Annotated in this window: 21 protein-coding genes and 1 pseudogene; 8 read left to right on the top strand and 14 right to left on the bottom strand. The window is 63.5% G+C overall.

Annotation, left to right across the window (positions count from 1 at the left end):
* The first annotated feature begins 107 nt into the window (after positions 1 to 107).
* Entirely contained in the window at positions 108 to 818 is a 711-nt protein-coding gene (locus B4393_RS24215) for a (2Fe-2S)-binding protein (protein ID WP_078336302.1), read from the top strand.
* Here the strand turns inward: B4393_RS24215 and B4393_RS24210 are convergent.
* The gene (locus B4393_RS24210; RefSeq protein ID WP_078336301.1) at positions 815 to 2,296 is read right to left on the bottom strand and encodes a flavin-containing monooxygenase; all 1,482 of its coding nucleotides are present in this window, start codon (positions 2,294 to 2,296) and stop codon (positions 815 to 817) included. The two genes, B4393_RS24215 and B4393_RS24210, sit on opposite strands and share 4 nt — an antisense overlap.
* A gap of 222 nt (positions 2,297 to 2,518) precedes the next feature.
* Here B4393_RS24210 and B4393_RS24205 point away from each other — a divergent pair, with 222 nt between their 5' ends.
* Positions 2,519 to 3,007: a hypothetical protein gene (locus B4393_RS24205; RefSeq protein WP_078336300.1), complete on the top strand. Its 489-nt coding sequence runs from the start codon at positions 2,519 to 2,521 to the stop codon at positions 3,005 to 3,007.
* Positions 3,008 to 3,082: 75 nt separating this feature from the next.
* Here B4393_RS24205 and B4393_RS24200 read toward each other — a convergent pair whose 3' ends face one another.
* The 5 genes from B4393_RS24200 to B4393_RS24175 all read right to left on the bottom strand — a co-directional run bounded on the left by B4393_RS24200 (position 3,083) and on the right by B4393_RS24175 (position 12,152).
* Entirely contained in the window at positions 3,083 to 3,373 is a 291-nt protein-coding gene (locus B4393_RS24200) for a hypothetical protein (RefSeq protein WP_078336299.1), read from the bottom strand.
* A gap of 165 nt (positions 3,374 to 3,538) precedes the next feature.
* Positions 3,539 to 4,375, bottom strand: coding sequence for a ChuX/HutX family heme-like substrate-binding protein (locus B4393_RS24195; protein ID WP_078336298.1), 837 nt, complete (start codon positions 4,373 to 4,375; stop codon positions 3,539 to 3,541).
* Entirely contained in the window at positions 4,365 to 6,107 is a 1,743-nt protein-coding gene (locus tag B4393_RS24190; protein WP_078336297.1) for a diflavin oxidoreductase, read from the bottom strand. The genes B4393_RS24195 and B4393_RS24190 overlap by 11 nt, the downstream gene beginning before the upstream one ends.
* Before the next feature lie 7 nt (positions 6,108 to 6,114).
* The gene (locus B4393_RS24185; RefSeq protein WP_078336296.1) at positions 6,115 to 11,532 is read right to left on the bottom strand and encodes a glutamate synthase-related protein; all 5,418 of its coding nucleotides are present in this window, start codon (positions 11,530 to 11,532) and stop codon (positions 6,115 to 6,117) included.
* 287 nt (positions 11,533 to 11,819) lie between these two features.
* On the bottom strand, positions 11,820 to 12,152 hold the full coding sequence (locus tag B4393_RS24175; protein ID WP_078336295.1) for a hemophore-related protein: 333 nt from the start codon (positions 12,150 to 12,152) through the stop codon (positions 11,820 to 11,822).
* A gap of 289 nt (positions 12,153 to 12,441) precedes the next feature.
* Here B4393_RS24175 and B4393_RS24170 point away from each other — a divergent pair, with 289 nt between their 5' ends.
* Both B4393_RS24170 and B4393_RS24165 read left to right on the top strand, forming a co-directional pair.
* Positions 12,442 to 13,329 carry a universal stress protein gene (locus tag B4393_RS24170; protein WP_078336294.1) on the top strand — a complete coding sequence of 296 codons (888 nt, stop codon included), beginning with the start codon at positions 12,442 to 12,444 and terminating at the stop codon, positions 13,327 to 13,329.
* Between the two features lie 9 nt (positions 13,330 to 13,338).
* On the top strand, positions 13,339 to 13,887 hold the full coding sequence (locus B4393_RS24165; RefSeq protein ID WP_078336293.1) for a DUF1802 family protein: 549 nt from the start codon (positions 13,339 to 13,341) through the stop codon (positions 13,885 to 13,887).
* Here B4393_RS24165 and B4393_RS24160 read toward each other — a convergent pair.
* Positions 13,857 to 14,633 (bottom strand): hypothetical protein, encoded by a 777-nt coding sequence (locus B4393_RS24160; RefSeq protein WP_078336292.1) that lies wholly within the window; start codon positions 14,631 to 14,633, stop codon positions 13,857 to 13,859. The genes B4393_RS24165 and B4393_RS24160 overlap by 31 nt on opposite strands.
* 134 nt (positions 14,634 to 14,767) lie before the next feature.
* Between B4393_RS24160 and B4393_RS24155 the strand changes: the two genes are divergently transcribed.
* Positions 14,768 to 16,384, top strand: coding sequence for a diflavin oxidoreductase (locus B4393_RS24155; RefSeq protein WP_078336291.1), 1,617 nt, complete (start codon positions 14,768 to 14,770; stop codon positions 16,382 to 16,384).
* A gap of 9 nt (positions 16,385 to 16,393) precedes the next feature.
* Here B4393_RS24155 and B4393_RS24150 read toward each other — a convergent pair whose 3' ends face one another.
* The 6 genes from B4393_RS24150 to B4393_RS24125 form a co-directional block, all read right to left on the bottom strand.
* Positions 16,394 to 17,215 (bottom strand): aminoglycoside 6-adenylyltransferase, encoded by an 822-nt coding sequence (locus B4393_RS24150; RefSeq protein ID WP_078336290.1) that lies wholly within the window; start codon positions 17,213 to 17,215, stop codon positions 16,394 to 16,396.
* A gap of 205 nt (positions 17,216 to 17,420) precedes the next feature.
* Positions 17,421 to 18,005 carry an isochorismatase family protein gene (locus tag B4393_RS24145; protein WP_078336289.1) on the bottom strand — a complete coding sequence of 195 codons (585 nt, stop codon included), beginning with the start codon at positions 18,003 to 18,005 and terminating at the stop codon, positions 17,421 to 17,423.
* A complete protein-coding gene (leuD, locus tag B4393_RS24140; RefSeq protein ID WP_078336288.1) occupies positions 18,002 to 18,646 on the bottom strand; it encodes a 3-isopropylmalate dehydratase small subunit in 645 nt (214 codons plus the stop codon). The genes B4393_RS24145 and leuD overlap by 4 nt, the downstream gene beginning before the upstream one ends.
* A 4-nt stretch (positions 18,647 to 18,650) precedes the next feature.
* A complete protein-coding gene (locus B4393_RS24135; RefSeq protein WP_078336287.1) occupies positions 18,651 to 20,051 on the bottom strand; it encodes a 3-isopropylmalate dehydratase large subunit in 1,401 nt (466 codons plus the stop codon).
* Positions 20,048 to 20,914, bottom strand: coding sequence for an isocitrate lyase/PEP mutase family protein (locus tag B4393_RS24130; protein WP_078336286.1), 867 nt, complete (start codon positions 20,912 to 20,914; stop codon positions 20,048 to 20,050). Before B4393_RS24130 ends, B4393_RS24135 begins: the two co-directional genes overlap by 4 nt.
* Positions 20,911 to 21,387, bottom strand: coding sequence for a MarR family winged helix-turn-helix transcriptional regulator (locus B4393_RS24125; protein ID WP_078336285.1), 477 nt, complete (start codon positions 21,385 to 21,387; stop codon positions 20,911 to 20,913). Before B4393_RS24125 ends, B4393_RS24130 begins: the two co-directional genes overlap by 4 nt.
* A 126-nt stretch (positions 21,388 to 21,513) precedes the next feature.
* Between B4393_RS24125 and B4393_RS28325 the strand changes: the two are divergent.
* Positions 21,514 to 21,606 (top strand): annotated as a pseudogene (locus B4393_RS28325) (DUF1330 domain-containing protein); the annotation flags it as partial.
* 87 nt (positions 21,607 to 21,693) lie between these two features.
* Here B4393_RS28325 and B4393_RS24120 read toward each other — a convergent pair.
* Positions 21,694 to 22,320 (bottom strand): TetR/AcrR family transcriptional regulator, encoded by a 627-nt coding sequence (locus tag B4393_RS24120; RefSeq protein WP_109558580.1) that lies wholly within the window; start codon positions 22,318 to 22,320, stop codon positions 21,694 to 21,696.
* A gap of 125 nt (positions 22,321 to 22,445) precedes the next feature.
* On the opposite strand from B4393_RS24120, the gene B4393_RS24115 reads away from it, so the two are divergent.
* Together B4393_RS24115 and B4393_RS24110 are read left to right on the top strand one after the other, a co-directional pair.
* Entirely contained in the window at positions 22,446 to 23,675 is a 1,230-nt protein-coding gene (locus B4393_RS24115) for an acyl-CoA dehydrogenase family protein (protein WP_078336284.1), read from the top strand.
* 21 nt (positions 23,676 to 23,696) lie between these two features.
* Positions 23,697 to 24,845, top strand: a complete 1,149-nt coding sequence (locus B4393_RS24110; protein WP_078336283.1) for an acyl-CoA dehydrogenase family protein — start codon at positions 23,697 to 23,699, stop codon at positions 24,843 to 24,845.
* Positions 24,846 to 24,905: the final 60 nt, after the last annotated feature.

The following is a 24,905-nucleotide window of genomic DNA, read 5'->3' as shown; positions in this document are numbered from 1 at the left end:
ATACACCTTTCGCGCACACTGCCCATCAATGGAGCGGACGCAAAACAACCTAATCGCATTGCCTCGCCCGCGCGTGATCTTGATCGTGCTGATGGCATCATCGCCCTGTGAGCGCGGTGGAACAGTCAGCCTTCGGCCCCTTCTTCGCCGTCGAGAGACATGCGGCCCACACGACGCCGCTGCCGCCCTGGCGCCCCTTGGTAGAACTCGCCAACGGATCACGCTCTTTGGGGGACCGCATCGACGGTATCCGCAGCAGTCTCGCCGCTCGCGCCGCGAAAGACCCCGCCGAGGTCGACCCTCGGGTAGCTGCCTCGGTCGCTCATCTCGGTGTGATCGCCCGCATCCTCGCGCCGACCATTGCCACCGCGATATGCGGTGACCTGCGAATCTCGCAGGAGCTGAACGAGCTGTGGTGGCAGGACCAGCTAGGCGGCCCCTTTCCACTGTCCGTGCTCGAAGAGGGCACGAGCGACCGCGACGGGGAGGGCACCGCCACTCCCGGACCTGCCATCGAATCGATCACCCAGTGCGTACTCGACGAGACCGGGGTGAGTGAGCGCGTCCTGTGGGGAAACGTCGGATCGGCCGCCAACAGTGCCGCGCAGCTCATCGCGGCGACCCGACCCGACCTGACCCATACCGCCCGCGAGGTCGCGAACACCTATCTCCGGGATCCCCGTATCGATGGTGGCGCGCTGCGTGCGGGACCGGACTTCCGGCGACGCAGCTGCTGCCTCATCTACCAGCTCACCGACGACCGTTCGGCCGTGTGTGGGGACTGCGTCCTCGAGTCGAAGCCGACCAGATCCGGCTAGGCCAGTTGGTACGCCTCCAGCGGGAAGGACTCCTGCTCCTTGTAGGCACTAGCGGTCGATGTCGGACGCAGCAGTGCGGCCTCGCCGTGCTGATTGAAGTAGTAGCTTCGTGCCGTCTGGCAGCTGCCGAGATAGAACACCGAATTGTCCAGATTGCCGACCATGCGGTTCAGGAATTCGGTGTTGGCCTCGTCGGTGACCTCGAAGGTCTCGGTGCCGGTACGCGCCATCTCGCCGAAAAGCCGCTTGATGTGCCGCATCTGCGACTCGATGGTGTCGAAGTAGGACAACCCGCTGTAGGAGTACGGACCGTTGAGCGTCAGCAGGTTCGGGAACTTGGGCACAGCGATGCCTTCGAAGGCCTGGAATCTGTTGTCGCGCCAGAATTTTCCGAGGTTGTAGTCCTCGCGACCGATCACCTCGAACGCGGGGAAGGCTGATTCCCACAGATTGAAACCGGTGGCCAGGACCAGCGTGTCGATGACCGTCTTACGACCGTCCGCGGTGACGATGCCGTCGGGCTCGATGCGCTCGATCGATGCCGTCTCAAGACTGACGTTCTTCTTACTGAACGCTCGGAAGTACGTGTTGGAGAAGGTCGGCCGCTTGCAGCCGAAGTCGTAGTCGGGTGTCAGCTTGCGGCGCAGCTCGCGATCGCGCACCTGCGCGAACAAATGCGCCTTGGCCAGCATCGCAGCCCCGTTGTTGGCCTGCCGGAACTGGCGGAAGTGCAGCACTCCGCCCACCATGATCACCTCGAGGATCGCCGAGCCCACTGTGCGAGCGATCTTTTGGGTCCGCGGCACCTTCGCGAAGAGCTTCTTGATGACGCCGGGGACCTTTGCATCGGCCTTGGGCACTACCCAGATAGGGGTGCGTTGGTACACCGTCAGGTGTTGCGCGTCCTTGGCCAGCTCGGGGATGAGCTGGACGGCGGTGGCACCGGTGCCGATCAGCCCGATCTTGTGGCCTGCGGCGCGGTAGGTGTTGTCCCACTTGGTGGTGTGGATGACCGTGCCCGCGAAGGACTCGATGCCCTCGATGTCGGGCATCTTCGGCTGTGACAGGTAGCCGGTGGCGGTCAGCAGGTACTTGCCGGTGACTGTCTCTCCGGACTCGGTGGCGACGACCCAGTGCTGCTCCTCCTCGTCCCACCGCGCGCCCGATACCGGGGTGTTGAAGCGCATGTATTTGCGCAGATCGTGCTTGTCGGCCACATGGTTTGCGTACTGCTTCAGCTCGGAACCCGGCGCGAACAGCCGCGACCAGTAGGGGTTGGGCTCGAACGAGTACGAGTAGGTCGCCGACGGGATATCGACGGCCAGGCCGGGGTAGTGGTTGACGTGCCATGTACCGCCAAGGTCATCCTCCCGATCCAGGATCGCGAGATTGGTCAGGCCCAGCTCCTTGAGCTGGATTGCCGCCCCCATCCCACCGAAACCGGCTCCGACGATGACGGCGTCAAACTGCGTTGTCATGTCCCAATGCTAGCCGCGGTCCCAGCAAAATGGTCGGCCTGTCTAGATACCTGTTACCTCAGTCCTCAGCCGGGCAGGTACTTCCTCATTCGCCGAGGTCGGGGCGGGTGCCAACCGTCGTCCGGCATCATGGTTGCCGAACAAACGCCAGGTGGCACGGAACTCCCGCACCGCCCCATCCGACCTCTACTCTCGGAGATGTACGGATATGGGAGGCATTGAGTGAGGACGCAGCGCCCCGACGTTGGGCTTGAGGACACACTGCGCGCGATCGAGCGCGGCGTACTCGAGGACGTCTGGATGAGCAGACCCCGCCGCTGGACCGCGCTGTTGGCAGCCACCCTCCTGGGTGTGGCCGCCGTGAGCCGCTGGTCGAACCTCGGTGCACACGCCCGCCCGTCGTTACATGTCGACGCGGTGGTTCCCGGGACGTCGATCATGTTCCTGGTGGCATGCGTCGTCTCGCTCATCGCCTTGCGGAGGCGACGCTTCCGATGGTGCTGCGCGGCTGCTTACGCCGCAGCGCTCAGCACGGTGATCAGCCTGGCGGCGCTGTGGTGGCATCAGACGGCCGGCGGATCCGACCCGCTGGTGTGGACGCTCATGGCAGCGCTTGCCGCTGCCACGTTGACGGTCACCTGGCTGGCCACCATTCTCACCCCGTTGGAGGATTCACAGCCCGATATGCGGGCCGACCGTTGCTCGCCATGAGATTGAAATACCTTCGAGCACAAAGCTTTTAGCGGCAGGCACGGCCCCCGTCGGCCCGACGGTCACCGGGCATGACTACCCGGCAGACAGCGTGGAATGGTCACCGAATCGATCGCTGAGCGCCACGAGTAACTGGTCCAGGACGGCCAGTTCCGCTCGCTTGGCACCGACCAGCCGGTGCAGCCGCGCGAGGCTGGATGGCTTGCCGCTGTGCCTTCTGCGCTCCAGGGCCGCGAGATGGTCGTCCAATTCTCGTTGTGTCACCGACCGCAACTCACCGAGAACGTCCTGGTAGTACTGCGCCTGTCTCAGGTCCGCGCCCCGGCCGGGAAAAATCGGATCAACGACCGCAACCAGGCCGCTCACCGGTCACCGCCCATATTGCGTCCTCCGCCTGTCGCTGTCATGGACATACGCTAGGGCCATCCAATTTCCCCGACGCTGCCCCCAATTCACGGGGACATCTCAATCTGTTCACACGACACCAGCGACCCGATGTGAGCGGGCCGCCGAAAATCCTGGTGTGCCTGGTTAGTCGGCGCCCGGCAGTGAAGCGACCATGTGTTCCCACGCGCGATGCAGGCGATCCGTGATCGGCCCCGTCTGTGTCACGGTGGTGACGCACCGATGACTGTGGTCGTAGAGCTCCACCGAGGATGTCACCCCTTGCGTTCCGTGCGCCTGGGTCACCCAGCTCTCCGCGATGAACACCGGGTCCATGGCGTACCGCGAGGCCCCGAAGATGACCGCGATATGGGCACCCGCCTGTTCGACCATCGCGGCGTGGCCGCGATGCAACTGCACGCAGCCACCGCCCGGCACCGCGACGGTGAATGGCATGTCCACATCCACGAGGTGAGCCAGCAGATGCGGCACCACACCGGAATCGATCTTGCGCGCACCGGTAAACGGCAGCACCCGGTAACGCCCTGGGGTGAGCGCGTCCAGATGGGTGAGCTGATCGGCGTCACGCCAGCTGATGTCCGTCCAATCGGTGACGTGGAACGCTTCCGGGTCCGCCGCCGGCGCCAGCTCGAGGGCGCTGACCGTCAGGCGATCCGTGAGCGGCGTGAGATAGGCACGGTGGGTGCCGGTCTCACCGACCATCGTCAGGGCGCGCGGGACCAGGAACGCGTCTCGGACGAGAGCCGGGTTCAACCGCAGCGCAATATGCTCGTCATCGCAGCTGAGCGCCTCCCCGGGGAACGAGGGCTCAAGGTACTCCCCGGTGTGGCTCAGTAAGGCGGCATCGTTCGCGGTGACGGCGACGACCGTGCCGAGGGCGGGGAGTGCTTCGGCAATGGCCTTGGGCCCCGCCGCGATCCGTCGGGCGGGGCAGTGTTCGCAGCGCCGGCCGTCAGTACACATCGCGGACGTACCGCTTTTCCCGCTTGAGGGTGTTCACGTATTCGGATGCTTCATCGGCACCGAATCCGCCATGTTCTGCGACGATCTCGTGCAGCGCCTTGTCCACGTCCTTGGCCATCCGCGTCGCATCACCGCAGACGTAGAAGTGTCCGCCGTCCTGCAGCCAGCCGAACAGGTCGGCGCCGTGCTCGCGCATTCGCGTTTGCACATAGATCTTCTCGGCTTGGTCGCGAGAGAACGCGAGGTCCAGCCGGTCTAGGAGACCGGATGAGTGCCACGCATCGAGCTCGTTCTCGTAGACGTAGTCATGGGCGCGGTGCTGGTCACCGAAGAACAACCAGTTGCGCCCGCCGGCCCCGCGCTGTTCGCGTTCCTGCAGGAACGCCCGGAACGGGGCCACACCCGTACCGGGGCCCACCATGATCATCGGAGCGTCGTCGTCGCTGGGCACGCGGAATGACTTGTTGGGTTGCAGGAAGATTCGTGCGCTACCGCCTCGATCGGCCAGGAAGGTGGAGCACACACCACCGCGCTCGCGGCCCAGGCTCTGGTATCGGACGCTGGCCACGGTCAAATGGATTCGATCGGGGTGAGCCAGCGAGCTCGAGGAGATCGAGTAGGCGCGGTGCTGCAGGGGCTTGAGTAGTCCCATGAACTCCTCGAGACTCAGCGCATCCCCGCCGATGCGCAGGATGTCGAGGATGTCCTTGCCGTAGAGCCAGGTATCCAGCACCTCTTTCACGCCGCCGCGCAAGGCGTGCGAGAACTCCTCGCTTTCCGCGCGGCTCTCCACCTCGCTCAACAGGTCTCGCGACGGGGCGCTGATTTCGTAACGCCGCCCCAGCAGCTCACCGAGCGGTTCGCCGTCGACGAGTGTGCCGATCGAAACACGGAAGTGATCGGCGATCGCCTCCACCAGCGCGGGGTCGTTCTCCGGGATGACCGCGAGCGCGTCCCCCGCCTCGTAGGTGATACCGCTCTCGGCAAGTGCGAACTCGTAGTGCCGAATTTCCTTGTCCGAGCCTGCCCGTGATAGCAATCGGTTGACCGGAACCTCGGCGTGGAACGGATTCTTGCGGGTCCACCCGGAGCGCATGACAGTGCTCGGCGGGGGAGTACCCGGGCTACCGCTGGCCCCGGCCAGGGTGACCAGGCTGCCCACCGCGCCCTGAACCCATTCCGCGGCCTGCGCCTCGTAATCGACATCGCAGTCGGTACGCCCGACCACCCGGCTTGCTCCGAGTTGTTCGAGGCGGGTGTCGATCAGCTTGCCCGCTTGGCAGAACCCGTCGTAACTGGTGTCTCCCAAGGCGAGCACGCCGTAGGACACCCCTTCGAGTCGTGGGGCCACAGCCGAAGACAGTGCTTCCCAGAATAATTCGGCATTATCGGGCATCTCGCCCTCGCCGTAGGTGGAGGTGACGATCAAGACGTAGCGCAGGCCGGCGAATTCATCCAGGGCGATTTCGTCGAGGCCGCTGACCGTGACATCGAACCCCTGCGCCTTGGCGGCCGCCGCGGCATCGCCCGCCACGATTTCGGCGTTGCCGGTCTGGGTGCCGTACAAAATCCGCAGCGGTGGCCGGGGGGCTGCCAGGTCCGCCGTGGCCGCCGGTGGTGGCGTGGCCAGGTTCATGGCCAGGCGTGAATGCAGTCCCGCCAGGAACCCCGAGAGCCATGCTCTCTGGTCCTCGTTGAACGGTGCGTCTTCGGGAATGTAGGCGATCTTCATGGCTTCTTCACGTGGTCTGGAGGGATGGTCCGGAGAGGGCGACGACCGGCAGCGCTCGATGCGCGAATAGCTCCTCGAAGGAAGGCAACCGGCCGATCTTGTCGATGTTCTTGGCGCTCTGGTGCAGGATCCAGCCGTACGTGCCGGGGCTGTCCATCGAGAAGACGTTGCGCTGACTCAGCGCGTCCTTGTAGTCGGTGAGCCGCTTGTCCGCGATGAGTACGGCCAAGTCTTCGTCGCTGTACCCGTCGATGGCCTCCCGCGCGTACTTCTGCAGCTTCTGGATCAGGAAGAAGTCCTCGGTGAGCACGAGGTTGCGCACCGCCTTGCCGATCCGCGGGTCGGTCACGTCCGTGACATTCGGCATCCGGGAGAGGGCGAGCTGCTGGGCCATGTTCAACACCGTGTAGGTATTGAGCAGTGCATACATGCCCTCGGTATCGGTGTCGCCGTATGCGGGGACCGATCCGCCGAGGACATCGCGCTGGTCACGATAGGACAGCTTGAACTTGTGCACCTGGTACCCGGCCAGGGCCGCGGTGAGCTCGTCCAGCAGTTCCTTGCGCGTCTTACCCTGCAGAATGGCGTCGGAGTCCTGGTACTGCAACAGTGCCCGCGACATGGTGTAGACGAGGTGATCCCTTGTGGTCTGCCAATCATCAAGCAGGGCTTGGCCTCTGGTCGATCCAGTGGCCTCTACATGCCACTGGAGCAGGATGCGTGCGGCGGCCTCATGGAACGGGGCGTCGGTGATGGGCAGTACCAGCACCGAATCGTGACTGACCTTCGAGGGCAATTGCCCCTGCGGGTCGTACTGATACAGGAAGCCGCCGCTCATCCCGTTGGCCACGCCCTTGCCGAAGTCGCCGATATTGAGCACCGCACCGTTGGTCATGTACTCGCACAGGAATTCACCGACACCTTCGACGACTGCCGTCGCGCCCGAATTCCGGACCGCGAACCGGTCTCCGGCCTGCCCTTCGACGAACAGCCGCCCGCCGGAGGCGCCGAAGAGTGCGAAGTTCCCGACAAGGACATTGCCGCCCGGCTTGCTCGAACCGCCGCCGGGGGAGCGCACCGTGATCGTGCCGCCACAGGCGCTCTTGCCGACGCCGTCATTGCATGTGCCCGTATGCGTGAGCACCATGCCGTCGTTGCAGAAGACGCCGTAGCTCTGGCCCGCAGAACCGCTGGTGGCAAGGGTGATGCTCTCCGGTAGCAGATACCGGCGGCCGCGCTCGTCGGAGGCAACCGCGGATCCGCTGACTTCCCCGTAGTTGAGCATCCGCTCGATATCGATCGCTAGCTGCCCGCCCACACTCTTGTTCTGGTTGGTCAGCACCACCGGCCGCAGTACGGCCCCGTCGGCATCGAACTGCGCGGCGAACGCATCGTCCACCGAGTAGTCCTTCTCCATGTACACGGGGTTGTCGACGACTAATTCCTTTGCGACCGCGAGCATTCGGCGCAGGTCAAGGGTTCCGATGCTGGAAGGGTGATCGAGGAGATGCAGCAGGTCGCTACGCCCGCGCGCTTCACGAAGTGACCGTAGCCCCAGCGCCGCCAGGATCTCGCGCACCTCGTGCGCGATGTTCAGCAGGTACTGGGCCAGAGCGCGCGGGTCTCCCTCGAATACCTCGGCGTTGGTCGTCAGGCCGGCGGGACATTTGATGTTGCAGTTCTTGGCCATCACGCACTTGAGCATCATCAGCGCGGTGGTTCCGAACTCGAAACTGTCTCCCCCCAACAGCGCCGACTTGATGACGTCACTGGCGGTCTGGTGCGCACCCGAGCAACGCAGCACCACCTTCTCCCGGATTCCGTTGGCGCAGAGTGCCTGATGCACCTCGGCGACGCCGATCTCCGCGGACCGGCCCGCATACTTGAGGCTCGTGACCGCCGCCGCGCCGGTGCCGCCGGTATTCCCGGCGACGTTGATGACATCGGCGCCCGCCTTCGCGACCCCAACCGCGATCGTGCCGATACCCTCCGACGACACCAGTTTGACGATCACCCGGACACGGGCAGCCTTGCAGTCGTGGATCAGCTGGGCGAGATCTTCAATCGAGTAGGTGTCGTGATGGGGAGGGGGAGAGACGAGCTCGACACCCGGGGTACCGCCGCGGGCCGCCGCGATCTGCACGGTCACCTTGGGTGCCGGAAGTTGCCCTCCTTCACCGGGTTTGGCACCCTGACCGATCTTGATCTCCAACTCTTGGAGCATCGGGTCGGCAAGATAGCCCGCCCACACTCCGAAGCGACCGGATGCGAACTGCTTGATACGGGAGCCTCGGATGGTGCCATAACGGCTGATGTGCTCACCGCCTTCGCCACAGTTCGACAGGCCGCCAACAAGGTTGGTTCCGTGCGCCACCGCCTCATGCGCCGGTGCCACCAAGGCGCCGTGGCTCATGGCCCCCGATGTCAGCGCGGGAGTGATCTCGCTCGCCGGCTGTACCGAGGACAGCGGAATTGACTCCGGCGCAGTCCTGATCTTCGCAAGGTAGTCCGCGGCCTGGGCTGTCGCCGTCAGCCTGAGCTCGTCGCCGACAATCTCCTGGCTGGTGATGTCGCCACCGAATCGCACGCGCAGCGAGGTGGCAAGTGCCGCCAACCGCTCGGGGGCGTGGGCGAGCCGCAACACGAATCCGTCGTCCGACCGCTGGCAGGAAAGCCCGCGCACCTGGAAGTCGTTGTTCCCAAACCGGGCGAACTGGCCCATTTCCCTGCGGAACTCGTCGGCCGTCCGTACGAAGTTCACGTCGGCCGGTAACGCCAGTACATCGCGCAGCGCCGCCGGCCGCCGGGTGCGCTCCGAGTTCATCGCGCGGACAAAACTCCGATACCCGGGGGTGATGTCGAAGCTGTCGACGGCGCGCGCGGGCAGCTCGTCAAAGCTGTTGTTGCGGTATGCCTCGTCGTCGAGCCCGAACGCGCCCTCAAGCTGATGCAGCGGCAACAGCCGCAGGTACGTCGGGTCTGCCATATCGGGGTTCTCTGGTCGCGCATCATCCCCGAACGAGATTGCTTCCTCGGTCATATCCACGAACCCGCGCACCGCGGTGGTGCCGTATGAGTGGCCCGCGCCTTCGGCCCGCTCCTTGAAGAGGCCCAGTAGTGGGACATCTTTTTCGCCGGTGACCGCGAGCGCCCGCGCATGCCAGTCGCCCACGGCTGCCGCCAGTGTGGAGAAGCCGACACCGGCTACCGGTGACACCACATTCGGGAAGTATTTGTGCAGCACCGGATCCGAGGTGTCCAGATAGTTGGGCTCGAAGAACTCACCGCCGATGTAGCTCTCGACGGTGCACAGCCCGACCCGGCCCATCGTCTTCATCAACGACTTCTCGGCAGCCTTGGCGAAGTGTTTGAATGCCTTGTCGGCCTCCGCGCCGTACTTTTCTTCGGCCCGCATCTGCACCGCCAGCGGGTATACCGCGGAAGCCCCGAATCCCAGTACCGAGGCCACGTGGTGCGAGGAGCACAGCTGTCCGCTCTCGGCGATCAGTGAGACGCGCAGGCGCAGGCCCTCCTCGATCAGGCGCTGATTGATGGCGGAGATCACGATGATGAGGGGCATTGCGGCACGGTCACTGGAGACGTGACGATCGGAGATCACCGCGATACCGCCCGTTTCGCGCGCGAATTGCTCTACCGCATCACACAGTTCGTCGATCGCGTGCACGATTCGGTCGGCGTTCGAATCGGGATCGGAGAGATCTATCCGATAGCGCATACCGAAGCGCTTGACGGGGGTGCGCTCCTGTTCGCGAATCTTGAGCATGTCGAGATGCGTGAGAATAGGGGAGGGCACCACGATCTGCGGTGCAGGCTGCGCACCACTGTTGGGTTTGGCGCCGAGCGCGACGCGCAGGGTCATGCCGTCGGCCTCCCGGATGCTGTCCAACGGTGGATTGGTCACCTGTGCGAACCGCTGCGAGAAATACTTCGCAACGCCGCCTTCTTGATTCGACAGTGCATTGATGGCCGCGCCGTACCCCATCGCGGAGATCTTCTCCTGCCCGGTGGCCAACATAGGGTCCATCAGGAACTTGAAGCTCTCTTGATTGAGCGAGTAAGCCACGTACCGTTGGTGGCGGCCGAGGTCTCCGTCATACCGCGCGGGTGAGCCCTGCCCTGCCGGGGGCACGTGCGGAAGATCGGCGATGTTGACTCGGGCCTGTGCCAGCATTTCCGGGTAATCATGCCGTGCGGCAAGCATTTCCAGCGCCTCGACAGTGTCATAGGACCGACCCTCGGCATGGTTGTAATAGCGCATGCCGCCGGCCTCGATGCGACCTCGCTCGAGCACCGTCTCGGGATCGAAATAGATCTGTCCGGCCTCGGACATCACGCCCAAGTACTCGGCGGTCTCGACTGTGCGCAGGGGCCTCAGGCCCAACCGGTCCAGGCGTGCACCGATGATGTTGCCGTCACCGAAGATGAGCGCGGCCGGGCCGTCGTTCTTCTCCTCGTAGAGACTGAAGTACTCGAGCATGGCAGTCACCCGTGGAGATAGAGTCGTGTCGTTCTCCCACGCGGGTGGCATCATGGCGACGACCGCGGTGACCAGGTCCAGGTCGTCCTCCAGCACCCTGCTCTGCAAGGTCTGATCCAGTCGACAGCTGTCCGATTGCCCTGCCGGGCGGATGATCGCCCGGTTACGAGCCAACGCAATCGCGTTCTCGGACAAGCGATTTTTCTTGTCGGTGTTGAGCTCGCCGTTGTGCGCCATCAGCCGGAAAGGCTGTGCCATCGTCGCATTCGGTGCGGTATTGGTCGAGAACCGTGTGTGGAAGAACATCGAATGTACTTCCATACGAGGATCGGACAGATCGCTGAAGTAAGGCACCACCTCGTTCGAGTTGAGGCGCCCCTTCAGAACCTGGGTATGCGTGCTGAGTGAAAGTGGGTAGAGCCCAAGAAGTTCTGGGCGCGTATAGGCGACGGCCTCGATCGCCATGAGCGCCTCATGGGTCTTGCGCTCGGAATCGGAACGAAACACCCACTGCCGGATGGGCAGCTGGTACTTGATGGCCGCCGGGCGGACCGCGGCATTGTTGACCGGCACGTCGCGCGTGAGCAGGATCGTGAATCCCTGTGCCAGTAGCGCCTGCTCGATGACCTCCCCGGCCTCGGCATGGAATGCCGGGTCGTTGGGCAGGAAGAAGTTGCCTACTCCAAACTGTCCAGGCCGCAGGCCAGGAACACCCGTCAGTTCGGAGAAGAAGCGCAGGGAAAGATCGAGGTTCACGCCGGCGCCGTCGCCGACCCCCTCTGAGGACATTCCGCCGCGATGCGGCACGGCACACAGGGCTTCGTGAAGCTTGCGCACGACATCGTGGGTCTGGATGCCGTCCTTGCGCGTCAGGAACCCGACGCCGCAGCTACTTTTCTCCTGGTCTTGGTCATACAGCCCGTTCAGACGATTCTCCTCACCCAGCGCCGCGCACGGCGTATCCAGCGTGTGACGTTGGGTCTCTCGTCCGTTGAGCGAACCCGCCCTGACCAGCGCTCCGCATGGTCGCGACCCGACAGACGCCGGTAGCCCGGCCTCTTAGGGGCAGTTAACCAAGCCTAGCCTAAGTCGTTGAGGTCTAATAACCAGCGGGATATACGTCACACCGACTACCAGCCTTAGCAAGGGTGCCGACGCATCGGTGGACCGGCCACCCCATCACCATTATGGGGCAGCGGCCGGGAAATCGCTGATCAGTAGTTGTTGCAGGAACCGGCGACCTGGTTGATCAGCACGGTGTACTCCTGAACTGCGGGCATGCCCCTGACCTCATTGACCATCTGCTGGCGCTTTGCGCGCGGCGAAGCCACGAACTGCTGCAGCCAAGCACCTGCGATCGGGTTCGCATTCACCTGCTGTGCCGCCGCGGGCGACTGCTCGTTCAGTGCCGCCATGATCTGCGGGTAGGTGCATGTGGTGTTCACGATGGCGGTCACGTCCGGGTCGGCGGATGCGATTCCACCACCGGCAACCAGCGACATCGCCAGCGCGCCAGAACCAACAATCAACTTCGCCGTCAGAGCCATTTTCGTCTACCTTCCGCCAGTTCCCCCGACGTCCATATCGACGATCGGCGAGATTCCGTTACGCACAACGCTAGCAGGAACACCAGAGTCCTTAGACTTGCTATCTACCAGGCTATCGACTCCAAATGAGAGCTCCGCCAACACGAATGACCCGCTCGTTGAGTGATGCAGCACACGTTCATACGGCTGAAAGTCACTAGCAGAGGGGCTTTTGGCCCATAGGAGCCACGAGGAACTGTCAATAGCGTTGGGGGTAGGAGCAATCGCCCTATCGCACATCGGAGGAGCCATGACCACCCCGACGCCGCATGCCCACATTCTCGTCGGTATCGACGGATCGACGTCGGCGCTGCATGCCTTGACATGGGCAGGCGCCGAAGCCCAGCGTCGGCACCTGCCGTTGACGTTGGTCCACATCATCGACCACAGCAGCCTCGGACAGGGGTTCAACCTGGGAGCTTCGGCGAGCTTCTTTCAGCATCTGGAGACTGACGGGGCCGAGTTCCTCAGTCAGGCCAAGGACCACGTCTACGCGCTGCATCCGAATGTCGAAGTGTCCACGGTCAAAGCCATCGGCAAGCCGGTACCGATCCTCATCGAATTGTCCAAAAATGCCCTCATGACGGTGCTCGGCTCCAGCGGGCTAGGTGGATTCACCGGGATGATGGCGGGCTCGGTCTCGGTGTCGTTGACCGCGAAGGGGCACAGCCCGGTTGTCGTCGTCAGGGAATCGCCGGTACTGGCAGGCGGCCCGATTGTCGTGGGTGTCGCCGACTCCGATTCGAGCGACGGCGCGATCGCGTGGGCATTCGAGGAGGCCGCGATGCGCGATACCGAACTCGTGGCGGTTCATGTGTGGAACAACATTCCTCCGGGATACGTGTACGCGTATACCGCGTGGAGCGCGATGGACTCAGACGCAGAGCAGCAGCGCCAAGAGCGGCTTCTCGCCGAGCGGCTGGCCGGATGGCAAGAGAAATACCCGGATGTTCCGGTTCGCCGGCGTGTGGCGGTCGGGCACCCCGCCGACGTTCTGCTCAATCAGGCCGCAGGCGCTCAGTTGATCGTCACCGGAAGTCGCGGACGCGGCGATATCGCGGGCTTCTTCCTCGGATCCACCAGCCATGCACTGATACACAAGGCCACCTGCCCGGTGCTGGTGACGCCCCGGTCGTAGTCTCGCAGAGTGACCACCGCCCTGAAGGAATGGAGCGCGGCGGTGCATGCCTTGCTCGACGGCCGGCAGACAGTCCTGCTACGCAAGGGTGGAATTCACGAGAAGCGTTTCACGCTTGCCGATTCGCGGTTCCTGCTGTTTCCGACAGCCGTGCACGGTCACGCCGAGCGGGTGCGACTGGAACATCACGACCTTTTGGAACGCGCCGCCGCCGATAGCACCGAAGCCCAGGTTGTGGTGCGTGCCGGGGCCGAGGTTGTTGCCGCGATCGAGGTCAACCGTCCTGAGGCGCTCGAAGATATTGCCGCACTGCACATCTGGACCACCGAATCAGTTCGCGCGGACCGCTTGGATTTTCGGCCGAAGCACCGTCTCACGGTGCTGGTCGTACGCGCGTACCCCTTGGTCGAACCCCTGCGAATTCACCGTGGAGATGAACATCGCGGCTGCTCCAGTTGGGTACAGCTGGCTGCGGACCCGCAGTGGGCCGCATCGATACACACGGAATCAACACTGGCCCGGATTGCTCACCGAGTCCGCGAATCCGTCGGTGGGTGAGTCAGTTCAGGTGTGGGCGTACCGCCGATCGCGTCGAGCCAGCGCCGTCTCACCGGACCCCACCGGCGATCAAATTCCAGGGCTCGCTGCTTAGCCCGCGTGAGTTTCGCCGGTGTGTAACGCCATCGCGCCCACGGGGATGTCGGGCGGGCGAGACGAGCGGCCGCCACCCACGCGATGGGGGCCAAGAAGATCCCCAGCATCGCGGTGGGATATTTGCCTTTCAGCGCGGTGATCGCGACCAGCGCCAGGTGGATCAGCAGCAACATCATCGCCACGCCACGTGCGATGGCGATGACACCGGTCAGACCGTCCACGTTCAGCGGTGAAACCCCAACCGCCGCCAGACCGATGCAGGCGGTGGCCAACGTGACCACATCCACCGACAGCTGTCCCTCGTTCGACCAGTAGACATCTTCCAAGTGGAAGATCATCGCGAACTCGTCGAGCACCAACGACGCGCCGATCCCCACCAACAGGCCTGCCAGATACGTCCACACCGACAACGGTGGAGAGCCCAGGGCCGTGAAGCCGCCGATGATCAGTAGTACCACGCCCGGCACCGAATGGTGGATGTGCACACCACCACCGGAAATATTGTGAAAGGGGCCCTTACCGTCGCGGATGAGCCGAGTGATCGTGCGGGTCACCGCAAAGGTGGCCACGAATGCCACGAAGCCCAGCAGCAAGGGACCCTTGTAACCATTCACCACGTCGTAGTGCCACCAGGTACTCAGCCAGGCCACGTTCGGATGCTAGCGGGTTGACAGGCCGTCCATGCAGGGAAAATCAGGGGGAGGCCCCCACAACGACTCCGGCCAAAGTAAGGTCGCCCTTACCCAGCGCTGGGACCAGACCCGCGCGCGAGCGAGGGAGTGCTGTGACCGCCCAGCCGGATTTTTCGTTGATCGTCGGCTACGGCACCGATATGGGCAACGCCGAGGACGCTGCCATGTCGTTCTGCGAAGTGCTGGAGGAGGCCACCGGCATCAAGTCCGAGGCGGTCGAACTCAACCAGGTCGATATCGCCGAGCTGCAATCGGCATCACACTTCGTGGTGGTGGTTTCGACATTCGGCGACGGCGAATTTCCCGACAACGCGCTGCTGTTCTGGGAGGCGATAAGCGCCGACGCGGCAGGCCGGCTTGAGCATCTGAATTTCGCGGTGCTCGCACTCGGTGACAGCAGTTACGAATTCTTTTGCAACGCCGGCCTGTTGCTCGACGAGCGCCTGCATGCCTTGGGTGCGACGCGGCTGACCGAACGCGTCGATATCGACGGGCCCTACCTACAACCGTCCAAGGAGTGGACCACCGATCTGGTGAAGCGACTCTCGGCGGGGCATATCAATTCGGCGGAACCTGCCGTCGTCGCCGAGGCTCCTGCACAACCCAAGCGCGAGCGCAACGAAACCGTCGAGGCCCGGCTTGTCGTCAACCGACTGCTCACCACCGCCGAGTCAGACAAAGAGGTGCGCCATTACGAGGTGGACCTCGCCGGCTCCGGAATCTCCTATGAGGCAGGTGATTCGATTGCCGTGCACGCCTCCAATGATCCTGCGCTGGTCGCCGCCATACTCGCCGAGTTGCGCGTCGACGCCGCGCACCGGGTGACCGGTCACGATGAGCCGCTCGGAGAGCTGTTGTCCGATCGTCTGGAGATCCGCACCCCGTCCCGGACCCTGCGGGCGTTGGTGGCCACCCGTACCGACAATGCGGACGCGATTGCCGCACTCGGCGGCGATGTCAATCCGGCGCCGGGTTCATGGTTGTACGGCAAGGACGTCCTGGACCTGATCAAGCTGGGGGAGTTGACCGTTGAGGAGCTGTTCGACAATTTGCGCCCGCTTCAGTTCCGTGATTACTCCATTGCGTCAAGCCCGGCCGTTCATCCCGACACCGTTCACCTGACCGTTGCGACAATCCGGTACACCGACGCCGACCGCACATATGGCGGTGTGGCGTCCACATTCCTGGCCGACCGCGGGCAGGCGGTGCGGGTACATCTGCGGCCGAACCACACCTTTCGGCTGCCCGCACCCGATGTCCCGATCATCATGGTCGGGCCGGGAACCGGGATCGCGCCATTTCGTGGTTTCCTCCAGGAACGTCAGGCCGCAGGTGCGTCGGGGCGCTCGTGGCTGTTCTTCGGCGACCGGCACCGAGCCACCAGTTTCCTTTACGGCGAGGAATTGCAGGGCTTTGTCGACTCGGGCACCCTGACTCGACTCGATCTTGCGTTTTCCCGCGACGGGTCCGAGGGGGATCCCAAACAGTATGTCCAGCATCGTATGTCGGAGAGTGCCGCGGAACTGTTCGCCTGGCTGCAGGATGGCGCGTATCTATATGTGTGCGGCGATGCCGACCACATGGCCAAGGATGTCGACGCCACATTGCACCACATCGTGGCCCACTGCGGCGGGCTCGGCGCCGACGGAGCGCATGCGTACGTCAACGACCTCATCAAGAGCCACCGATACGTGCGCGACGTCTACTAGAGCCTCAAACTACGAGCGCACCGGGATGTCGCGCAGCGCCAAGATCGCGTCAAGCTCACGGCGAAGCCTGTCGTGGTCGAAGGGCTGCTGACCGAGACTGGTGCCCGCGCGTGTGGCGAGCCGGGCGAACAGGTCAACCGTTTGTCGCAGTGCCCTGACAGTGTCATCGGCCTGGAGGTGCCCCCAGCACTCGTTGAGTTCATCGCGGATATCGCTATCCACCCAGCTGTTTATCCCGGCGTCGAGGTACCGCCTGTCGTGGGCGGTGCCGTACCGAATCAGGTGATCCCATTCGATGATCCGCAGCAGTTCTTCCTTGAGGTCTTGGTCACGTAGCTTCGCTGACCAGAGTTCGTCGCGCACCACAGCTTTCGCGCACATCAGGGCGGCGGCGTAGCCCCAGTTCACGCATTCCTCGAACTCTTCTTCGTCAGGTAGCTGGCCCTGTGGTGTGCTCACCGAATCCGGGTCGGGTGCATGACCGTCCTTGTCGAGCAAGACCTGGAAAGGCCTGTCATGCTCCATCGTGGATAGATCTTCAGCAGGAATCAGGGTGAAGTCGAGCTTGCCGCCCGCGTAGTAGATCAGCAGGGTCGGGTACCCCGAGTCCTCGTCTTCCAGACGCTCGACCACGAGGACCTCGCCCAGCCCTGACCACCAAGACTCCTCGTCGGCCAAGTCGTCGGGGTCGGAGGCATAGAGCTCGATATCCCGGTCCGACAGGGGATGCGGGTCCCCATTGGCGCCGGATCCGGCGACGATGACCGCCCGGACTGCGTCCGTTTCGGCCGCCCACCCGACCAACCGCTCAAGTACCTCACCGTAATTCACGCCTACATCCTTAGCGGTGGAAGCCGTCTTCTCAAGACTTTTTCAGATGTCATTGTCAACTGCGGCAACGTTGGTGAACGATCGATGTTGAAAACATTTCACGTCGGTGTACGCGCGTTCCGTCAGCGACGAACGCCGCTCCCGGTCGGCTCGTCAGCACTCGACGGCGGCAGCGAGGCCGATACGCCCTGACCGTGGTCGCGGCCTACGATGGCGCCACCTTCTTCGTCGATTCGAGGAGGGCCAGAACCTCAGCGGTGGTACCTATTTGGCCGATGAGGGGAAAGATCTTGTCGACGGTGTGCCGATGCGCGTCGGAATCCAGGTCGGCCATGGCGTCGGCGACGAGTGCCAGGTGGTAGCCGTGTTCATGGGCTGAACGGGCGGTGGACTCGACACCGATACTGGTGGCGACTCCACCGAGAACGATCTGGGTAACACCTCGGCGTCGTAGATGCAGGTCGAGGTCGGTTCCATAGAACGCGCCCCAGTTTCGTTTGGTGATGACGATGTCGTCTGGGTGCCTGGATAGGTCGTCGACGAAGTGGTGTCCATCCGATGGTGTTGCCCTGGTTGGCAGTTGGAGTCGTGGTCGGTCGGTCCGGCCCGGGGGAGCCGAACCATCCCGCGACGCCAGCCCGACGAGCACGACGGGCAGTCCGCAGTGCCGGAATGCGGCGGCAAGTCGTGCCGCGTGTTTGATGACGGGCCGCGCGGGCGCAGCCTGCGCGATAGCCTTTTGCAGGTCGATGAGTACCAGTGCGGAATGTGAATCAAGCGACAGTGTCATGGGGCAGTTGCCTTCCGGCCCGGGTCGCCGTAGACCCAGGGGCGGCGCTGTTCGTCAAGGCTCCGGAAGTCATCGATACGACTACGGTGCGCAAGCGTCTGACCGATTGTGTCCAGGCCGCCGATCAGCTGCGCGCGCGTTCTGGCATCGATGGTAAAGCCGTGTCGCGGACCCTCCGGTATTCCGACCAGCTGATCCACGAGGTTGATACTGATCACGGATTGGATACTTGATCCGAAGGTCTCGTCAACGAGTTTCCTGTGCACATCTGCCGGGATTGCCAGGGGCAGAATCCCATTGCGTATGCAGTTGGTTTCGAAAATCAGCGCGAAGCTAGGGGAGATGACCGCCCGAAAGCCGGCGTCGCGCAGCGCCCATACCGCAGTTTCCCGGGAGCTTCCGCAGCCAAAATTCGGCCCCGCAATCAGGATCGACGCCTTGTGGTAGCGATCCTGATTGAGCACGAAGCCGGAGTTGACGGTTCCGTCGGGGTTGTACCGCCAGTCCAGGAACAAAGCGTCCCCAAACCCGTGCTTGGACAATTCGGCGGGTTTGAAATGCGATGGGCAGATGGCATCGGTGTCGACATTGGCACGCAACAGCGGCGCCGCGATACCGGCGACATACGTGAAGGGCTCCATGGACTCACATCCGCCTGGGGTCGCTGATGCATCCGGCGACGGCCGATGCGGCCACCGTCGCGGGACTGGCCAAATGTGTTCGCACACCGGGTCCTTGACGGTTCTCGAAGTTCCGATTGGTGGAACTGATAACCCGGGTACCCGGCGCGAAGTGGTCGCCCCCGGCGTAAAAGCACAACCCACAACCGGATTCACGCCATTGGAAGCCCGCGTCGATGAAGATCTTGTCGATGCCTTCGGCTTCGGCCGCTCGGCGCACCCCCGTGGATCCGGGCGTGCACAGAGCCGTGACTCCCGCGGCTACCTTGCGGCCGCGCAACACATCGGCCGCAACCCGGAGATCGCTCAACCGGGCGTTGGTGCAGGACCCGATGAAGACTGCGTCAACGGGCAACCCGGCGAGTGACATGCCCGGCCGCAGCGCCATGTAGTCCAGCGCACGCTGTGCCGCCACGGGGTCGGAGGTGTCCTCGGGAAGCGGGATCGTCGCATCGATTCTCGATGCGTGCTGCGGACTGGTACCCCATGTCACCTGGGGCGCCAGTGCTCCAGCATCGAGTCGCACAGTGCGGTCATAGGCGGCGCCGGGGTCGCTGCGCAAATCCAGCCACGCGTGTGCGGCAATCTCCCATTCGTCGCCTACGGGGCAGAAGGGGCGTCCTTGCAGATACCTCAGCAGGGTCGCGTCGGGTGCGATCAGACCGGTGCGGGCACCGGCCTCAGTTGCCATGTTGCATAGCGTAAGTCGTGCCTCCACATCGAGTAGTTCGACCGCCGGACCGCTGAACTCGATCGCATATCCTGTTGCACCGCCCGCGCCAATAGCCGCGATGAGCGCCAGCACAAGATCTTTGGCGTATACATGCTTTCCCGGAGTTCCCGTAAACTCGACTCGCATTGTGGCGGGTCTGCGCATCACGAGCGTCTGGGTGGCGAGGGCGTGTTCGCATTCGGTGACGCCGACTCCCCATGCGAGCGCACCGACGGCTCCGAGAGTGGGGGTGTGTGAGTCGGCACAGATCATTGTGGTGCCGGGTAAGGCGATGCCCTGTTCGGGAAACACCACATGGGAGATGCCCTGACGATCATCACCGATGTCGAACAAGGTGATGTCTTGCCGGCGTGCTTCTGTCCGGAAGGCGTCGATGAACATCGACCCAGCGGGTACCGGAGTCGTCGAGTCGCGGCCTGCTCGAGTATCAACAACATGGTCCATTGTTCCGAAGACCAGTTTCTTGTCGAACACTTCGCGGCCGTCATCGCGCAACGACCGCAGCGCCAAGCCGCCGCTACGGTCGTGCAGAAGGACGCGGTCGATGTAGAGCAGGCAGCTGCCGTCAGATAGCTCATCGACGGTGTGCTGGTCCCAGATCTTCTCGACGATCGTGCGAGGCCGTGTGATCATGCGAGATAACGTCTTTCGAGGCTTTCGATTTCGCGCATGCCAATGAGGTCGTGCGCCTCACGGAAGGGCAGAAAGAGGTCATCCAGGTCGGCAGTGCCGCCGTCGGCCTGGATACGTTCGAGCGCATTGCGCATCCCGCCCAACGCCGACATCAAGAGGGCTCCGGGCAGGCTGACCCGGGCCACACCAAGATTCTGGAGCTCGCGAAAGGTCAAGTGATGTGGCGATTTCCCGCCTTCGATCACGTTGACGGCTACCGGGCCGTCAATTCCTGCCACCGCTGCGCGTATCTCGTCGCGGGAGGTGACACCTTCCACGAAGATCATTGTGGCGCCTGCCTCCAGATACGCGTTGCCACGGCGGATGGCCCCGGCGATACCTTCGACGGCGAGCGCATCCGTTCGTGCGTTGATGACAAAGTCAGGGTCGGTGCGGGCTTCGGCGGCCGCTCGAACCTTGACGGCGGCCTCCTCCAGGTCGAGGATGTGCTTTCCATCGAGGTGGCCACACCGCTTTGGGGTGACCTGGTCCTCCAGGTTCACCCCCGCGGCCCCGGCTTCTTCGAAGGCCCGCACCGTGTAATGAGTGTTCACAGCATTGCCGAACCCGTTGTCGCCATCGGCCATTACCGGCACGCGCACACTGCGGACGATACGCGCAGTGCACGCCACCATGTCCTCCATGGAGATCAAGGAGTAGTCCGGCCGCCCGAAATGCACTCCGGAGATGGCCGCCCCGCTGCATTGCAGGGCAGGGAAGCCCGCCCGTTCCGCCAACCTGGCACTAAACGGGTCGAAAACTCCTGGCATCACCACTATTTCGGGGGATTGGATCAAATCCTTGAGCGTAGCTGCCGCGGTCATCGTTCGCCCGCCTCCGAATCATGACCGACGGTTGCGATTCGCTCGAGCAAGACCAGGGCGCGGTCTATGATTTCGAGTTCCTCATCGTCGTAGGCCTCGTCCAACACATCGGCAAGCCACCGGTCCCGCAGCTGCCGGCTTCCTTCTAGCTCCTCGATAATGCTGGGGGACAGGATGATCAGCTGGCGGCGCGCATCGAGCGGATCGGGTGTCCGATGAATCGCTCCACGCTCTTCGAGGGCGGCGATGATGGTGGCCATCGATTGACGTCGCACACCTTCGGCGACAGCGAGATCGCTGGTGGACGCTGGCCCGTCGTGCGACAGACGGCTGATCACCGAAATCTGTGAGGGCGTCATGTCCTGGTTGTCGTATACCCCCTTGAGGCGACGACGCAGTCGGCTGACCAACAGCCGCAAATTGTAGGCGGATCGCGCAGCTGTCAGGGACGGTGCACTCGCACGTTCGGGCATATAAGCAGATTAAACTGCGCAGGATAAACTGTCAAATAGGTCGACTCGGGCATTCCGATCACACCTGCGCCAATCGTGACGCGGTACGACGTCACCGCAAGGTAACCGCCGGGGGCCGCTTTTCGGTCCTGGTCGGAATCAACTGATTATCAGGAGGTTTCGATCGATCGGCGAGCCGGCTCGGATGCGGTAATCGTTCTCGTCGACGGTCTGGGCTAGTGCCTGTCGCTTTGGCATTGAGCTAGCGCACTGCGACAAGCCTTGATTTCCAACAACAGTCGCCATTTCCGCACGATCTGGGGATCGCTAGAGCTGTGCCGAACCTTCCGGGCCATGAGCCAACAGCATGTCGACCAGCTGCTCGATCAGTTCGTCCTCGCTGACCTCAACGTCCCGATGCAGCCACGCCGTGACGGCCTGCCCAACGCCCCCGACGATGAAATGAGCCAGCACGGGCAGGTTTCCTTGATCGTCGCGGCGGAACCAGTCGCGTAGGTGCTGGGCGAATAGCGAGACGAACATCGCCGTCGCTTCGAACCTACGGCGAACCAGCAGCGGGTTCACCTGGGTTGGGCTGTACAACAGCTGCCCGATGCGACGATCGGCGTTGACGGCCCGCACCACGCTGGTGATACCCGCCCGCACCTGTAGACGCGGCGGAGCGGCCGCCACCTTCGCCTCGATGGTGGACGCCAGGCCCTCGACCGCCCAATCGAAGATCGCGACGGCGTACTCGTCCTTGTCGGCGAAACTCTCGTAGAAGTACCGCTGCGCCAGGCCGGAGCGCTGACACACGGTGCGCAGCGTGAGGTCACCGAGCCCATCCGGAGCGCCAAGGATGTCCAGGCCCACCTCCAGCAGTCGCTGTCGGCGCCGGGCCAGGCGCTCGTCGGCGGGGAGGCCGCTGTACGAGCGGCCGGCTGGAGACGACACCTGCCCAGTCTTGCAGGAGCCGGTATTGCCCGGGAAGGGAACGGGCATTAATCTGAATGCACTTGCATCCAGATTGGCCGCAACCATCGCTTTGACCACCGCAGACTTGACACGACGGAGTGCACATGGACCTGGCCTTCTCTGCTGAGGAAGAACAATTCCGCACCGAAGTCCGGGAGTTCCTGGACGAGAATCTCTCTGAGAGCCTCCGGGCCGCCGGGCGTTTGCAGACCAGTGTGTACAGCGATCACGAGGCGAGCATGCAGTGGCAGGCGATCCTGCATGAGAAGGGGTGGGCGGCGCCCGCCTGGCCGGTGAAGTACGGAGGTCAGCCCTGGAGTGTCGCGCAGCACTACATCTTCTCGGTCGAATCCATGATTGCCGGGGCACCCGCTTTGTCGCCCATGGGAATTCGGATGGTCGCGCATGCCATCGTCAAGTTCGGCACACCGCAGCAGAAGGAGTTCTTCCTGCCCCGCATCCTGACGGGAGAGGTGTTCTTCTGCCAGGGATACAGCGAGCCCGAGTCCGGGTCGGACCTGGCCTCGCTGCAAATGTCGGCGGTCTCCGACGGTGACGATGTGATCCTCAACGGATCCAAGATCTGGACTACCCACGCGCGCGAAGCGAACTGGATGTTCGCGCTTGTCCGGACCACCAAGGGCCCCAAGAAGCAGCTCGGTATCACCTTCATTCTGATCGACTTCACCTCACCCGGTATCGACGTCAAACCGCTGGTGATGAGCTCAGGAGAGGAGGTGCAGAACGTGGTGTTCTTCGACAATGTACGCGTCCCCAAGGCGAATGTTCTCGGCGAGATCGACGACGGGTGGACCGTGGCGAAGTACCTCCTCGAGTTCGAACGTGGCGGCGGGGCAGTGGCCCCCATGCTCCAGGTGGGTCTCGATCAGCTGAGTGCGGATGCACAGTCGGTACCCACCGAGAACGGCACCCTGGCAGACGATCCCGTGTTTCGCGCCAAGCTCGCCGATCTGGCGATTCGAGTCGACGTGCTGGAGGTTCTCGAACACCGGGTGCTAGCGGTCGTCGCCGGCGGCGGCAATCCCGGCACGGCCTCCTCGATGCTCAAGATCCTGGGCACCGAGTTGTCGCAGGCGTTGACCACGCTCACGTTGGAGGCCGCAGGTCCGCGCGGCCGCGTGTATCAGCCCCACGTCACAAAGCCGGGTGGTCCGGTGGTTGAGTACACCCCGCCCGTCGATGGGTATCACAGCGGCGAGCTGTGGCAAGCGGTGGCGCCGCTGCACTATTTCAACGACCGGGCCGGGTCAATCTACGCCGGTTCCAACGAGATTCAACGCAACATCCTCGCCAAGGCCCAACTCGGCCTCTGACAGACAAGAGCGAAAATCACCATGGATTTCAGCCTCACCGACGAACAACAACTCCTGAAGAATTCCGTTTCGGACTTCCTGTCGAATCGGTACGCCCTGGACACCAGCCGACGTGCGGCGCGTTCGGGCACCGGCTGGCAACCGCAGCTGTGGAAGTCCTTCGCCGAAGAGCTCGGGATCCTCGCCGCGCCACTGCCGGAGAACCGCGGCGGCCTCGGTGGTGGCGCCGAAGAAGTTCTCGTCATCTCCGAGGTGCTCGGACAGCATCTCGTCGTCGAACCGTTCATCGGCACGGTGGTGCTCGGTGGCGGCTTGCTGCGCCGATCGAATTCCGAGGTGGCCCATGACCTCATCGGTGGTATTGCCGCTGGTGACGTGGTGACCGGATTCGCAGCCCTGGAACCCACCTCCGGCCAGTCGTTCCATTCGGTGCGCACGACCGCGCGGCGCGAAGGTCAGGACTGGGTGCTCGACGGCGAGAAGATCGTGGTGAGCGACGCACCGATCGCCACGCATCTGATCATCACCGCGCGCACCGCCGGCGATCACGCCGATACGTCCGGTCTCACACTGTTCGCGATACCGTTCGATCCGGCCGGCCCACCCCACGGAATCGAGGCGCATCATTACCGCACGATCGATGACCACCATGCCAGCGACCTGGTGATGACCGATCTGCGCCTGCCTGATTCGGCGCGAATCTCGGAGGTGGACCGGGCGTGGCCAGTGATCGACGCGGCGCTGGACGAGGCCACAGCCGCCACGGTGGCCGAGGCTGTCGGCATACTGCGCAAGGTCCTCGCCGATACGGTCGAATACACCAAACAGCGCCGGCAATTCGGGGTCGCGATCTCCAATTTCCAAGCGTTGCAACATCGCATGGTGAATATGCATATCGAGGTCGAACAGGCGGTCGCGGCCTCGTACCTGGCGTCACTGAACCTCGATGGCCCGCGTCGCACCCGCGCGGTGTCGGCCGCCAAGGCGACGATCGCTCGTGCGGCGCGTCTGGTGGGGCAGGAGGCCGTCCAGCTCCATGGCGGCATGGGCATGACCGAGGAGCTGGCCATCGGGCATTACTTCAAGCGCCTCACTGTAATTGAGTCCGAGTTCGGCAACCGCGACTTTCACACGGCGCGGTACCAGAGGGCGCGCGCGGTCCACGCCTAGCCCACGAGATTGATCACCAGGTTGATCGTGCACGCGATGATGACGGTGCCGTAGATGTAG

It is taken from the genome of Mycobacteroides franklinii, assembly GCF_002013895.1.
Classification (GTDB): domain Bacteria; phylum Actinomycetota; class Actinomycetes; order Mycobacteriales; family Mycobacteriaceae; genus Mycobacterium; species Mycobacterium franklinii.
This window is presented reverse-complemented; position numbering and strand designations above follow the sequence as displayed.